The organism is Paracoccus aestuariivivens, from assembly GCF_009711225.1.
GTDB classification, from domain to species: Bacteria; Pseudomonadota; Alphaproteobacteria; order Rhodobacterales; family Rhodobacteraceae; genus Paracoccus; species Paracoccus aestuariivivens.
This window is the reverse complement of sequence record NZ_WMIE01000035.1, coordinates 1-14,421: the sequence shown is the minus strand read 5'-3', so window position 1 is coordinate 14,421 and position 14,421 is coordinate 1. Positions and strand designations below refer to the sequence as shown.

Below are 14,421 nucleotides of genomic sequence, written 5' to 3'. Positions count from 1 at the left end.
TCCCGAACCGGTGGCGTTCGCCGTTCAACTTCTTGGCCAACCCGGCCGTCGTCAGTTCCCCGCGGATGGCCTCAAGAGCCACCTTCGCCCTGAACTCTGCAGAATAGCGTCTGCGTTTCGTCATTTCGGGTCATTCTTTCTCAGGCGCTAAAGCTTAGCCCCCGGTCCGAATTCGTGCGACCACATCTGACCAAGCGCCGCGATCAACTGATTGTGCAGATGTGGCGGCGCGACGACCAGCCCTTCGGTCAGGGCGCGGGCAGTGTTGAAGCGCATCGGGCGGCCCGAAATTTCGGTCGCAAGGCAGCCCGCGCGTTCGGCGATCAAGTTGCCCGCCGCGATGTCCCATTCCCATGCCGCACGGGTCGACAGGGCAGCATGAAACTGTCCTTCGGCAACCAGACAAAGCCTCCACGCCAGCGACGGCCTGAACTCGCGCCGCACCGGAGGAACCACTCCGCGCCAGAATGCCGGATCCAGACTGGGTTTCGAGGTCAGAACCCGTGCATTGCGGATGTCATGTTCGACCGGATTTATGACCTGTCCGTTCAGCAGGGCGGGGCCGTCCTGACAGGCAGTATAGGTCTGCTCACGCGCGGGCAGATGCACAACGGCGGCAGAAATCCGGTTTCCGGTCGAAATGGCCAGCGAATGCGAGAACCCTTCCTGTCCGGACAGGAAGGCACGCGTGCCGTCGATGGGATCTATGATGAAGCAATGCTCGGCATCCAACCGCGAGGGGTCGTCCGCCGATTCCTCGCTGAGCCAGCCATAATGCGGGCGCGCAGCACGCAGAAATTGTTCCAGATGGGCGTTGACGGCCAGATCGGCTTCGCTGACCGGACCGGCTCCGGCGTCCTTTTCCCATGACTGCGGATCGTTGCGCCAATAGCGCAAGGCGATCTCTCCTGCTTCACGAGCCGCTTGTTCCAGCAGGTCCAGATCACTCGCCGGCAACGGTCATCCCTTCGACCAGCAGGCTTGGCACCCGCATCGCGCGCCAGTCCCGCACGTCGTTAGCGGCGGTCAGCCGCAACAGCATCTCGCGCAGGTTCCCTGCGATGGTGCATTCGTTGATCGCGTGCGTGATCTGACCATTCTCGACCCAAAAACCACTGGCCCCTCGCGAATAATCGCCGGTCGTCGAGTTGATCGACGATCCGAGCATCGAGGTCACGATCAGCCCGCGGCCCATGTCGCGGATCAATTCCTCGCGGCTTTTCTCGCCGGGGGTCAGCGCAAGGTTCGTAACACCGGGCGAGGGCGGGCTTCCGGTTCCGCGCATGGCACTCGCGGTCGAGGGCATGCCCAGCTTGCGTCCCGTCGCCAGATCCAGCGTCCAGCCTTGCAACGTGCCACCCGAGACCAGCGCACGTTCGGAGGTCGGCAGGCCCTCGGCGTCGAAAATCCGCGAACTGCCCATGCGGGGCAGATGCGGCTGCTCGATGAGGTCGAAACCGTCAGGTAGCACCTGCTCCCCTAGCGCATCGCGCAGCCAGCTTGCGCCGCGCGCCACGGCCGCGCCATTCGCCGCCGAAACCAGATGGCCGATCAATCCCGAAGCCACGCGTTCGTCGTAAAGGATCGGGAAGGACCCCGTCGGCGGCTTCTTCGCGCCGCGCCGCTCGATGGTGCGCAAACCCGCAAGTCGGCCGATTTCCTCAGCCTCGGGCATGTCGGACAGATGCGCGCGGGATTCGCCTGCCCAATCGCGTTCCATTCCGGTGCCTTCTCCGGTGATGGCGATGGTTGAAAGCCCGTGGCCGCTGCGACCCAGACCGGCGGAAAAACCGTTCGTCGCCGAAATCCACATCTGTCGGCGCGAATGCGAGGACGAGGCGGATTCAATCCGCGAAATGCCTTCGACCTGCAATGCGGCGGCTTCGGCGCGCAGGGCGGCATCCTGCAACTGTTCGGGGGTCGGTTCAGATTCGTGGTCGTAAAGATCTAACCGGCTGCTATCGGTATCGAGGGTCAGTTGATCGGGTTCCGCAAGGCCCAGATTGTCGTCAACCGGCGCTTCCCGCGCCATGGCGACCGCCCGGGCGGCCATGTCCTCGATTGTGCGTTCCGAATGATCCGAGGCGGAAACGCAGGCCTGTCGTCCGCCCAACAGGACGCGCAGGCCGATTTCTACGCCTTCGGCGCGTTCGGCATGTTCAAGCTTGCCCGCACGAACATCGACCGAGACCGCCGCCGCGCTGACCGCCACCGCATCGGCCTGATCGGCACCGGCACGTCGTGCTGCAGACAGCAATTGCTCGGTCAGGGACTGAAGGCGCAAGAATTCGGGCATGGCAGCTCCTTACATGTCAGACGGGGGTCAGAACCGGTCCGACCCCCGTCGAAATCTGGCCAAGAGCAGGGCAGAACCTTGCTCTGGCGGTTATTTATCTGATCTGCTGTCCGTTGGCAAAGATCGCTCCGCCTTCCTTGAACTCAAGGTCGGTGGCCATCTTGTCGGTGCTTCCCTCGACGGGCTTGGCGAACATTGCCAGCATCATCCGCACACCCATCATCTGTTCCTGCGGGATCAGACCGATGCTGCTGAGCGTGTCGATCAGCGTGTTCACACCCTCGTATTCGGCATGGATCTGGCCGATAGGCGCCTCGATATTGCCGCCCTCGGCCGATTTCAGTTCTCCGGTCGCGTTCACTTTGGCTCCCAGAAGATCCAGCGCGAATTTGTTGATCGTCATCTGGAGAGGCTCGAAACCGGTGGGCTCGTCGGCGCCCGCCTCGGCCTCGGCCTGCGCTTCCGCATCGTCGGCGGGTGCGTCGGGCGCGATGCCTTCGGCGGTCGCGCTGTCGGTATCGTCAGCCGGTGCCATGTCGCCGGTGTCGTCGGGCATGGCGAACATGTCCTTGGTGACTTTCATCAACCCGCTCAGGTCCAGCGACAACGAGGCCGGATCGCGCGGCAGTGCGGCCTGCGGATCGAACATCTTCCAGATATCTTCCGCCATGGTCACGCCATCCAGAGAATAGGCGAATCTGAAAGGCTGCGCTTCGTCGCGCTGGGATACCGGCAGCATCATATCAAGGCTGCCACCCTTGATACCGTAGCTGATCGGGAACGGAACCTGAGGCGTGGTCAGCGTGAAGTCGAATGCGTCCGAGTCCAGTTTGTAGCCAAGACCCTCTTGCGACATCTGGAAGGTCGCGTCGAAGCCTTCGCCCTTGTAGTCGCCCTTGCCGCTTGTGGGCTGCCCTTGCTCATCGGTGCCGGAATAGTCGAAATTCGCGTTGATGACGCCCGATTTCAGTTGGCCCTTCATTGCCAGTCCGGCCTTCAGGGCGGCGTCCATTTCCTCTTCCATGTTGGTGAAATCGCCGCCCGGAGCGGTCATGTCACCCTGACTTTCGAACCCGTCGATGCTGCCGGCGAATTTGACCTTGCCACCCACATCGTCGGGCACGTCGCCGTCGAACGTGAACGCCTCGGTCTTCATCTGATAGTCGTATTTCGACGGCGCGCCCGAGACGATATGGACCTTGCCGGTCGAATTGGTCAGGGCAAAATTGATCGGCAGCGGGCTTTCCGTGCCATCGGTCGTCATTGTTTTCACGGCGACGTCCATGGTCGGGTAATTGAAGTCATGGACCATGTCCTCGGGGGCACCCGAAGACAGCATGGAGTTGCCGGGTATTTTGACGGCGACCGGAACCGAATATTCCCCTCCGTCGGGGTCGGTGCCCGAAACGGCGACGGCTAGTTCGTCCGCGAACACGGTCTGGACCCGTCCGTCGCCCTGATCCGACAGAACGACCTGCGGCACCTTGAACTCCATGCTGCCGCTATCGGACTCGCTGGTGATCAGGACATCGCGGACGGTCATCGTGCTGCCTGCCATGTCGCGACCGCCTTCGGCGACCGTGTATCCAACCGATTGATAGTAATCGACCCAAGATTGCCAGACCTGTTCCGGGGTCACGTCGGCAAATGCGGGAGCGGTCATCGCCGTCAATGCCAGTGCAGAGGTCGTCAGACTACGGAACATCTCAATACCTTTCATGGGTCGGTACGCGATAAAAGAACACCTCACCCGGTTTTGCCAGAGGCCGGATGAGGGTTATAGCACGAACTTGAACAGAAAGTTGCCCTGGTCCGGCGAAATGGCCGGGGCGATGATCGGAACAGTACCGGAATCGTCCGCGCGCGGTCAGGCGTAGGCGGCTTCTTTGCCGAAATGCTGGCACAGCATGTAATAGACCACAGCACGGTACTTGTTGCGGTTCGAGGTGCCGTATTTCGTGATGACGGCGTTGATCGCGTCCATCAGGGCGGGGCTATCGGACAGGCCGAGTTTCTTCATCAGATAGTTTTGCTTGACCCGTTCCAGTTCGGCCGGGTCCGAGGCCGCGACGGTTTCCGCGTCTTCATTATAGATCGATGGGCCGCAGCCAATCACCACCTTGGTCAGCAGGTCCATGTCGGGCGATGCGCCCAGTTTGTCCTGAATATCGGCAGCGTATTTCGCGATCAGGTCGTCCCGTTTGCTCATTTGCTTTCCCCCAAATGAATGGATCCGAGGGGGAAAGCGTAACTTTTGATGCTCAGATAGCAAGCAAAACCCTAAGGGTGCGGCGATCAGTAGCGGTAGTGTTCGGACTTGAACGGACCCTCGGGCGTGACGCCGATATAGTCGGCTTGCTCTTTGGTCAGGGTCGTCAGCTTGACGCCGATGCGGTCCAGATGCAGGCGGGCGACCTGCTCATCCAGATGCTTGGGCAGGATGTAGACGCCGGGCTGGTATTCGTCGCCCTTGGTCCACAGCTCGATCTGCGCCAGAACCTGGTTGGTGAAGCTTGCCGACATCACGAAGGACGGGTGGCCGGTGGCGTTGCCGAGGTTCAGCAGGCGGCCTTGGCTAAGAAGGATGATGCGATTGCCCGAGGGCATCTCGATCATGTCCACCTGGTCCTTGATGTTGGTCCATTTGTGGTTCTTCAGCGCTGCGACTTGGATCTCGTTGTCGAAGTGGCCGATGTTGCCGACGATGGCCATGTCCTTCATCTCGCGCATATGCTCGATGCGGATGATGTCCTTGTTGCCGGTGGTGGTGACGAAGATGTCGGCGGTGGCGGCGACGTCTTCCAGCAGCACGACTTCAAAGCCGTCCATGGCGGCTTGCAGCGCGCAGATCGGGTCGACCTCGGTCACTTTCACGCGGGCACCAGCACCGCGCAGCGAGGCGGCCGAGCCTTTGCCAACATCGCCATAGCCGCAGACGACCGCTACTTTGCCCGCCATCATCACGTCGGTGGCGCGGCGGATGCCGTCGACCAGCGATTCCTTGCAGCCGTATTTGTTGTCGAATTTCGACTTGGTGACGCTGTCGTTGACGTTGATCGCCGGGAAGGGCAGCTGGCCCTTCTTGTGCAGATCGTAGAGGCGGTGAACGCCGGTGGTGGTTTCCTCGGACACGCCCTGCAGGGCGGCGCGCTGCGCGGTGAACCAGCCCGGCGACTGGGCAAGGCGCTTCTTGATCTGCGCGAACAGGAACTCTTCCTCTTCCGAGGTCGGCACGGCGATAAGGTCGGTCTCGCCAGCCTCAACCCGTGCGCCCATCAGGACATACATGGTGGCGTCTCCGCCATCGTCGAGGATCAGGTTCGCGGTGCCTTCGCCGAACTGGAAGATCTGGTCGGTATAGGACCAATATTCCTCAAGCGTTTCACCCTTGATGGCAAAGACCGGAACGCCCGCCGCAGCGATCGCCGCTGCTGCGTGGTCCTGCGTCGAATAGATGTTGCACGACGCCCAGCGGACCTCCGCGCCAAGCGCGGTCAGGGTCTCGATCAGGACCGCGGTCTGAACGGTCATGTGCAGCGAACCGGCGATGCGCGCGCCTTTCAGGGGCTTCGACGCCCCGAACTCGGAGCGCAAAGCCATCAGGCCCGGCATTTCGGTTTCGGCGATGTCCAGTTCCTTGCGACCGAATTCGGCCAGGGAGATGTCGCGGATGATGTGATCGGTCACGGCAATGCCTCAAGAAGGGAAGTTGCCGCGCCCAATATCATTTACCGCGATTTCCTGCAAACCGCCCGATCAGCTGCCAAGTCCCGCTGTCACGAAATACGATGCGGGGCTTGTCTGCTGGTTGAACCCGATCCCCGAGGCAATGATGCAACTCGTGTCGTCGGGGCGCTGAAGCACCATTGTCCATGTGCCCATCTGGTCCGAGCCCCAAAGTGCGGTGTCCTTGGTATTGGTCGCGACTTTTGCCTCGCCGAAATCGTGTTGCAGGGCGGTCTCGATTTCCGAGTCGCGGCCACACCACGGCTGATCTTTCGTGGTCTGGTCGGATAGCGGCAATGTGCGTGCCATCTCGCGGACATCGCGCGGGTCTTTGCCCGCAATCGACGACCAACCACGCGGACTGGCTGCGTTATCCTGTCGTGAGACCGTCGCTGCTTGCAACGGTGCGGTCGGCAGCATCATCGCTGCAACCAAGAGTATTGCGGTTTTGCGGATCGGGTTAGGTGTCATCGAATTAACCTCTCGCTTGCGCGTTCGATTTGGACAAATAACCGTCCTTGCAGGGGCGGGGTTCCCGAAACGCGCCGGATCGGCCGTACTGCGAGCGCTAGCATGACCGCTCGCAATCCCCTAAGAAGACGCCTGAAACCTGTGGGATAAGGGGAAATGGGACCATGGCGATCTTGCTGGCGGATGTGGGTGGAACGAATGCCCGTTTGGCTTTGGCCCGCACCGATGAGGGTATCTATACCGGCAGCATCACCCGTTTTCGCGGTGACGATCACCCCAGTTTCGACGAGGTTGTCCGTCTGTTTCTCGAGCGCGAGGGCAATCCCCGCATCGAGGCGGTCTGCGTCGCTGTTGCCGGTCCCGTGTCACAAGGCCGTGCGCGCCTGACCAATCGCGATTGGGACTTCAGCGAAAATCGCCTGATCGAACTGACCGGCGCTGGCCGCGCAAGGCTGATCAACGATCTGACGGCTCTTGGCTATGCGACCCCGGCCCTTTCGGGCGAGGCCGCAGGTTTCCTGCGCGACGGGCCCCAGCATGGGGCGCTGAACGGGCAGCGGCTGGTCGTGAATGCCGGAACCGGTTTCAATGTCTGCGCGGTCAAGGTCTTGCCGGGCGGCGGAATCGCCTGTTTCGAGCATGAGGAAGGCCATACCCGCCTGCCGCTCTCGGTTTGGCAGCCTTTGGTCGAGGCTTTGGGCGACCGCGCCCAAGCTTTCGACTCGGTCGAGGAATTGTTCGCCGGACGCGGGTTGGCCAGACTTCATGCGGAAATGACCGGCACTGCACCGGCACGGGCCGAGACGGTGGTGGAGGCTGCCGATCAAGGTGACGCCGCGGCAAACGCGACATGCGACCTGTATGCGCGGCTGTTCGGATTGATCTGTCGCGAGCTTGCCTTGCGCTTCATGCCGATGGACGGGATGTTCCTTGCCGGCAGCGTTGCCCGCAGCGCCGCCCAGCGGCTGGACGTGTTCGAGGCGGCGTTCCTGTCCGATCCGCTGATGGCGAAGATCCCGCTGGCGGTGCCGATCGGCATGATCCGTGACGATATGGCCGCACTTCATGGGTGTCTTTCCGCCATTGCATGAAGTTTTGACGACTTCCCGCCCTTGAAGCTGGATTTTTTACAGTTCTGGCTGCAAGACTGCCCAAAATAGCCAAATCAGGGCGGGTGGGGGATGAGACGACTTTTGAAGGCAGGCACCGCTGCCGCTTTCGTGCTGTCAGCGGGCGCGGAGGTGGCAATATCCCAGTCCGCGGGCTCGTCTTCATCATCCTCATCGCCGTTCTCGGGTCTGTTCGGCGGCAAGGCCGAAGGCAATGAGGGCTCGCCTGTCGATATCAATATTTCGGTGGCGGGGACGGATGAAAATCTGCAGCCCGCCATTCGCAACACCTCGCTGCTGCTGAGCGCCCAAAGCGAAGGCCGTGTGACCGGACAGGACATGCTGGCTGCGGCGCGCGGCGATTACGCCCGCATCCTTGGGGTGCTGTATGATGAGGGCTACTTTTCGAGCATCATCAATATCCGGCTGGACGGGGTCGAAGCCGCCACCATCGCGCCGCTTGATGCGCCAAAGATCGTGCGCAATGTGGTGGTGACGGTCGATCCGGGGCCGCGCTTCCGCTATAGCCGCGCCGCCATTGCTCCGGTCGCGCCGGGAACCGAACTGCCCTCGGAATACAAGACCGGCGAGATTGCCCGCACCGGCGACATGAAGCGGACCGCGACCGCTGCGGTCGATGGTTGGCGCAATTTCGGCCATGCCAAGGCGGAAGTCGAGGAAACCGACATCATCGCCGATCACGCAACCAGCCTGATCGACAGCCGCATCACGCTGGCTCCGGGTCCGGAACTGCGCTTTGGCGAGTTGAAGATACGCGGCTACCAGCGCATGGACCCGCGCCGTCTCCGCAAGATCGCGGGCTTTCCCGAGGGCGAGCGTTTCGACCCCGAGTTGCTCGAGGACGTGCGCAAGCGTCTGCGTCGGTCGGGCGTTTTCTCGGCGATCACCTTGACCGAGGCGGATTACGTCAATGCCGACAACACGCTGGATGTCGACCTGCTGGTGGCCGAACAAAAGCTGCGCCGCCTTGGCGGGGGCTTCGAATATTCCAGCATCGACGGACTTCGGCTGACGGGCTACTGGCTGCATCGCAACCTGATGCATGGCGGCGAGCGGCTGCGCATCGACGCCAATGTCGAGGATATCGGCTCCAGCACCTCGGGGATGGATTACAAGCTGGGGGTCCGCATCGACCGGCCAGCGACGCTGCATCCCGACGTGACCGGCTATGTCACCGCCGAGGTCACCAGCGAGCAGGAAGAGGATTACGACCAGAAGACCGGGACTTTCGGCTTCGGTTTCACCTATATGCACAACGACCAGTTGACCGCCGATATCGCGCTGCAGTTCCGCGCGTTGCAGGTCGATGACGAATCCGGGCGAACCGATTTCCGGCTGTTCGCTTTGCCGATGTCGGTCACTTGGGACATGCGTGACGATACGACCAACGCCAAGCGCGGCTTCTGGTTGTTCGGCTCGACCACGCCCTTTGTCGGGTTGCAGGACGAGACCGGAACAGGGGCGCAGGTCGTGGCCGAGGGGCGGAGCTATTACAGCTTCGGTGCCGATGATCGTTTCACCTTGGCCGGTCGGTCACGACTGGGCAGCGTCTTGGGCTCGGAGCTTGAGGAAACCCCGCGCGACTACCTGTTCTTCTCGGGCGGTGGCGGCACGGTGCGCGGACAGCCTTATGAATCGTTGGGTGTGGACGTGATCGAGGGTTCGGACGGTTTCGTGACCACGGGCGGCATGAGCATCGCGGTCATCAACGCCGAAGCGCGGATGAAAATCCGCGAAAAGATCGGCCTCGTCGCCTTTGTCGATGCCGGCCGTGTCTGGGAGGAAAGCGCATTTTCCGGTGAGAACGACTGGCATGCCGGAGCGGGGGCAGGCGTGCGCTACGACACGCCCATCGGCCCGATGCGCTTCGATCTTGCCCATCCCGTCGGAGGGGGTTTCGACGACGATTCGGGCTTACAGGTCTATATCGGTCTGGGGCAGGCATTCTGATGAAACTGCATGATCTGACACTCCGCCTTCTTGTCTCGCTATGGCTTTTGACCTTGGCTCCGCTTGTGGCCCAAGCGCAGGAGACGAATGACAACAGCGATAGCGCCGCCGAAATCTCGCAAGAGGTCGAGGACGATAGGGGGTTCATCACCCGTTTCCTCGAGGAAAAGCTGTCAGGCGCGGGCCGTCAGGTCGTTCTGGAAGGGTTCCACGGCGCGCTGTCCTCGCGGGCGACTTTCGAGCGTCTGACGATCGCCGATGATAACGGCGTCTGGATCACGCTGGAGAATGGCGCGATGCAATGGCACCGCGCCGCGCTTTTGCGGGGTCGGGTGAATATCGACGAACTGTCGGCCGAGCGTGTGATCCTGCCACGCCTGCCCAGCAGCGGCGAAAGCGGGCCAAGCACGGAATCGCCCGAATTCGCCCTGCCGCAACTTCCGGTCGGCGTGCATATCGCGAAACTCTCGATCGGGCGGGTCGAACTGGGCCAGCCGATCATCGGCCAGGAGGCGGTGCTGTCGGTCTCGGGGGCGATGAACCTCGAGGGGGGCGAGGGCGATACGAACCTGACGATCAATCGGGTAGACGGTCCGCGCGGCCAGTTCGGGCTGGTCACCTCGTTTTCGAACGAAACCCGCATTCTGCAGCTTGATCTGAAGCTTGACGAGGACGCGAACGGTCTGTTCACCAATATCGTCAAGATGAACGGTCGCCCTGCGGTTCAGGCCGAAATCACCGGCAATGGCCCGCTTTCCCAGTTCGACGCCGACATCAAGCTGGCCACCGATGGCCAGCCGCGTATTGCGGGCAATGTCGCCATTCGCGAGGAAGCCCGCGAGGGCGCGGCGGGCATGAGTTTCCGCGCGGAACTGACCGGTGATCTTGCGCCGATGATCGCATCGGACCGCCAGCAGTTCTTCGAAGGACAGTCGATCATTCGCGCCAATGGCTGGCGGGGGCAAAGCGGGCAGCTTGTGATCCCCGAGTTGAAAGTCTCGACCGGCGCACTGGATCTTGAGGGCTCGGTTGCGACAAATGCCAAGGGCGCACCGGAAAGTGCCAATCTGACATTGCTGCTGGGGCAGGATGCGGGGGCGACTCAATTGCCGGTGACCGTGCCTTTCGGCGCGGCGGACACCACCGTGAATTCGGGCAATATCGTGCTGAAATACGATGCGCAGCAAGGGTCGGGTTGGACGCTGACCGGCCGTGTCGGCGATCTGAAACGTCCCGATATCAGCCTGTCCGAAGTGCGTCTTGACGGACGTGGTCGCGTTGTCATGACCGCCGATCAGGCCCTGCAAGAGGTGCGCGGCTGGGTTGCCTTCGGTGCCGACGACATCGAGCCGACCAATCCGGGGCTTGCCGCCGCAATCGGCGATACGTTGAACGGCGGCCTCAATTTCGCGTTCACACCCGGCAATGCGTTGCAGCTATGGGGCATGAACATCAACGGCGACGAGTTCAAGTTGCAAGGCGCTCTTGAGGTGTCGGGCCTTCGGACCGGTCTGGCCCTTGCCGGAGATATTTCGGCCCAGCACCTGAACATCACCACCTTGTCCCAGATCGCCGAGCGCGATCTGGGCGGCAAGGCCGATGCCCATATCAAGGGGCGCTACGTTCTACTGAGCAAGGCGTTTGACGTCGAAGCCGGCATCGAGGGCACGGATATCAGCGTCGGACAGGAACAGGCCGACCGGATGCTGGCCGGTACCTCGCGCATCGAGTTGAGCGCCAAGCGCGACAGTTCGGGGATCCAGTTGCGCAAGCTTGGCGTCAACGCCCAGAACCTGACGGCCGAGGCGCAGGGTTTTGTCAGCAGTTGGGCCAGCGACCTGAACGCAAAGGTCACGATGCCCGACCTGTCGGTCGCCGATCCTAAATTTTCCGGCTCTCTGACCACCGACGTCAAGATGACCGGCGCGGTGCGGAACCGGAAGCTGAACCTGACCGGTGCGGCACAGGATCTGGCTATCGGCATGCCCGAGATTGACGGCGTGTTCAAAGGCAAGACCGATCTGAACGTCGACCTGATGCAGGTGAACGGCAGCTACGAGTTGCAAAAATTCGCGCTGGCGAACCCGCAGTTGACGGCCGAGGGCTCGGGGCGTTTCAGCCAGACCGAGCTTGACGGCAAACTCAAGGTTTCGATGCCCGATCTGGCGGTGCTGGGGCGCGGCTTCTCGGGCGGGATGGTGGCCGAAGGGACGGCCTCGCAAAAGGCGGACGGAGCGCGGCAGATCGACCTGACCGGACGCGGCACCGATCTACGCTTTGGCCAGAATGATGTCGACGGCGCGCTGTCGGGTGTCACCGATCTAAAGCTGGTCGCACAGCAACGCGGCAGCGAGATCACGGTCCAGCAGTTCAACCTGACCAATCAGCAGATGACGGCCAGCGCGCAGGGCCGGATTGCCGATACCGGCACCGACATGACCGGCATGGTGGACGTCAAATCTCTGGCAAGTTTCGGGCGGGGTTGGCGCGGCGCGTTGTCGGCCCAAGGCAGCTTCAAGGATGACGGTACCGGAGCGCGGGTTCTGGACGTGACCGGAACCGGACACAATCTTTCCTTTGGTCAGGCGCAGGTCGATGGCGCCTTGGCAGGCGAGACGCGTCTTGCCGTCAAAGGCGTCGAGCGTGGCGGCACCTTCAGGATCGAAACCGCGCGGGTCGAAAACCCGAGTCTGAATGTGACTGCCGAAGGTACGGTCGGAACCGGCACGACAGACCTGCGTGCCAATCTGCGCGCCGATGATCTGCGGTTCCTTGGCCGCGGTTTCCGCGGCGGCGTCCAGCTTGAAGGCACGGTCCGCGATGAGCAGGGTGGAGGTCGCGCCATTACCGCGCGCGGCAATGCGCGGGGACTGGCCATCGGCAATCCAAAGGCGGATGCGGTACTGGCTGGCCAGACGGCCTTTGACGTCGCCGCGACCCAACGCGCCGATGGCAGCCTGACCGTCTCGCGCCTGCAGGCCGAAAACGGGCAGTTCCGCATCACCGGCGATGGCAGCCCTACCGAAGGGCTGAACCTTGACGCGCGGCTGAACGATCTGGCTCTTTTGGTCGCGGGCTTTCCGGGGCCCGCCGAAGTGCAGGGGACCATTCGCACGACCGCTGCGGGCTATGATGTGAACCTGAACGCGACCGCTCCGGGTGAGACGCGGGCGCGCATCGTGGGGACGGCGGCGGCCGATGGCTCGACGATGGATATCCGCGTCGAAGGCTCGGGCAACGCGGCTGCCGCCAATCCTTTCCTGCGGACGCGCAGCATCGAAGGTCCGTTGAGCTTCGATATCCGGATGAACGGAGCGCCCTCGCTGGAATCGCTGAGCGGGCGTGTGGGCCTGAGCAATGCGCGACTGGCTGAACCGCGTTTCGGATTGGCTGTGGAATCGCTGAACGCCAATGCCGAACTGAGTGGTGGTCGCATCGCGGTCGATATCAACGGCAATGTCGAATCCGGCGGCTCGATCTCGGTCAACGGGCCGATTTCCCTGACGGGGGATCGGGCCATGGATCTGGACGTCCGCATCAACAACGTCGTGCTGCGCGATCCGAACCTTTATGAAACGCGGGCAAACGGGACGATCCGGATCGGTGGGTCTCAGGTGGCGGGGCCGTTGGTTCAGGGGCGGATCGACTTGGGCAGCACCGAGTTCCGCATTCCCTCGACCGGTCTGGGTGGTGCCCGCGCCATTCCGGATATGACGCATCTGAACGAACGTCCGCCACAGCGCCAGACCCGCGCCAAGGCCGGACTGATCGAGTTCCCGAGCGAGGCTTCGCGCGCAGTCGGGATGAGCGCACCGCCCGCGACGCCGCCCGCGGTTCCGGCGCGGTTCGATCTGGTGATCTCGGCGCCGGATCAGGTCTTTGTCCGCGGACGGGGCATCGATGCCGAGTTGGGGGGCGAAATCCGCCTGACCGGAAATGCGCGTCAGCCGATCCCGATCGGTTCGCTTGAATTGATCCGCGGTCGGGTCGATCTGTTGGGGAAACGCTTTGACCTGACCGAGGGGCTGGTCGAGATGCAGGGCAGTCTGATTCCCGTCATCCGGCTGGTTGCCGAATCCCAGCAGGATACGCTGACCGCACGGATCATCATCGACGGCGATCTGCGTGATCCCGAGATCACGTTCGAATCCTCTCCCGAGATGCCCGAGGAAGAGGTGCTTTCGCAGCTTCTGTTCGGCCGCGGGCTGGACAATATCAGCGCGCTTCAGGCGGCCCAGCTTGCCAGTGCGATTGCAACTCTGGCGGGGCAGGGGGGGGATGGTATTGTCTCGCGCCTGCGGCAATCGACAGGATTGGACGATCTGGATCTGACGACGGATGATGAGGGGAATGTATCGGTTCGGGCGGGCAAATATCTGTCCGAGAACCTTTATACCGACGTACAGGTCGGGGATGAGGGCAAGACCAAGCTGAACCTGAACCTCGACGTGTCCAATAGCCTAACAGCGCGCGGCTCGGTGGCGAGCGATGGTGAAAGCACCTTGGGCCTGTTCTACGAACGCGACTACTGAGTCCGCTCTGAACAACCGTTTCAGGCGAGTGCGAATGCAGCCTGACGTCTGTTTGCATCCCGGATGGTCGTCGCACCCAGAATAACAGGTTGCTGAGAAGTCGTCCCTCGACGCGGCTTGCGGAACATGGCTCACCCTCGGCAGGATAAAGCCGGGGGAATGATGCGCGGAAATGATGAGACGAGCGCTTCGCTGTTCAGCCATGTCGACCTTGAAGACCGCATCCCTGCACGGCATCCGCTGCGCAAGATCCGGCAGATCGTCAACGACGCCCTTGCCAGCCTCGGTGGCGATTTCGACCGGCTTTACGCCGATC

General features: G+C 62.3%; 10 protein-coding genes and 1 pseudogene. 4 read left to right on the top strand and 7 right to left on the bottom strand.

Annotated features, from left to right (window positions below; genetic code table 11):
* The 7 genes from GL286_RS23030 to GL286_RS21355 all read right to left on the bottom strand — a co-directional run.
* On the bottom strand, positions 1-124 hold a 124-nt coding region (locus GL286_RS23030; RefSeq protein ID WP_484555876.1), incomplete at its 3' end, for a transposase.
* Between the two features lie 23 nt (positions 125-147).
* Entirely contained in the window at positions 148-957 is an 810-nt protein-coding gene (locus GL286_RS21380) for an inositol monophosphatase family protein (protein ID WP_155097595.1), read from the bottom strand.
* Positions 944-2,296 carry a TldD/PmbA family protein gene (locus GL286_RS21375; protein WP_155097594.1) on the bottom strand — a complete coding sequence of 451 codons (1,353 nt, stop codon included), beginning with the start codon at positions 2,294-2,296 and terminating at the stop codon, positions 944-946. The genes GL286_RS21380 and GL286_RS21375 overlap by 14 nt, the downstream gene beginning before the upstream one ends.
* A gap of 94 nt (positions 2,297-2,390) precedes the next feature.
* Complete coding sequence (locus GL286_RS21370; RefSeq protein ID WP_155097593.1) at positions 2,391-4,001, bottom strand: DUF2125 domain-containing protein; 1,611 nt, start codon at positions 3,999-4,001, stop codon at positions 2,391-2,393.
* 162 nt (positions 4,002-4,163) lie between these two features.
* Entirely contained in the window at positions 4,164-4,505 is a 342-nt protein-coding gene (locus tag GL286_RS21365; protein ID WP_155097592.1) for a DUF2853 family protein, read from the bottom strand.
* An 86-nt stretch (positions 4,506-4,591) separates the two neighbouring features.
* Positions 4,592-5,983, bottom strand: coding sequence for an adenosylhomocysteinase (gene ahcY, locus GL286_RS21360; protein WP_170295350.1), 1,392 nt, complete (start codon positions 5,981-5,983; stop codon positions 4,592-4,594).
* 69 nt (positions 5,984-6,052) lie between these two features.
* On the bottom strand, positions 6,053-6,493 hold the full coding sequence (locus tag GL286_RS21355; RefSeq protein ID WP_155097591.1) for a hypothetical protein: 441 nt from the start codon (positions 6,491-6,493) through the stop codon (positions 6,053-6,055).
* Positions 6,494-6,657: 164 nt separating this feature from the next.
* Here GL286_RS21355 and GL286_RS21350 point away from each other — a divergent pair, with 164 nt between their 5' ends.
* The 4 genes and pseudogenes from GL286_RS21350 to GL286_RS21335 all read left to right on the top strand — a co-directional run.
* Positions 6,658-7,584 (top strand): glucokinase, encoded by a 927-nt coding sequence (locus GL286_RS21350; RefSeq protein WP_155097590.1) that lies wholly within the window; start codon positions 6,658-6,660, stop codon positions 7,582-7,584.
* A 90-nt stretch (positions 7,585-7,674) separates the two neighbouring features.
* Positions 7,675-9,573: an autotransporter assembly complex protein TamA gene (locus GL286_RS21345; protein WP_155097589.1), complete on the top strand. Its 1,899-nt coding sequence runs from the start codon at positions 7,675-7,677 to the stop codon at positions 9,571-9,573.
* Positions 9,573-14,105, top strand: coding sequence for a translocation/assembly module TamB domain-containing protein (locus GL286_RS21340; protein ID WP_246185059.1), 4,533 nt, complete (start codon positions 9,573-9,575; stop codon positions 14,103-14,105). The genes GL286_RS21345 and GL286_RS21340 overlap by 1 nt, the downstream gene beginning before the upstream one ends.
* A gap of 162 nt (positions 14,106-14,267) precedes the next feature.
* Positions 14,268-14,421 (top strand): annotated as a pseudogene (locus GL286_RS21335) (IS5/IS1182 family transposase); the annotation flags it as partial.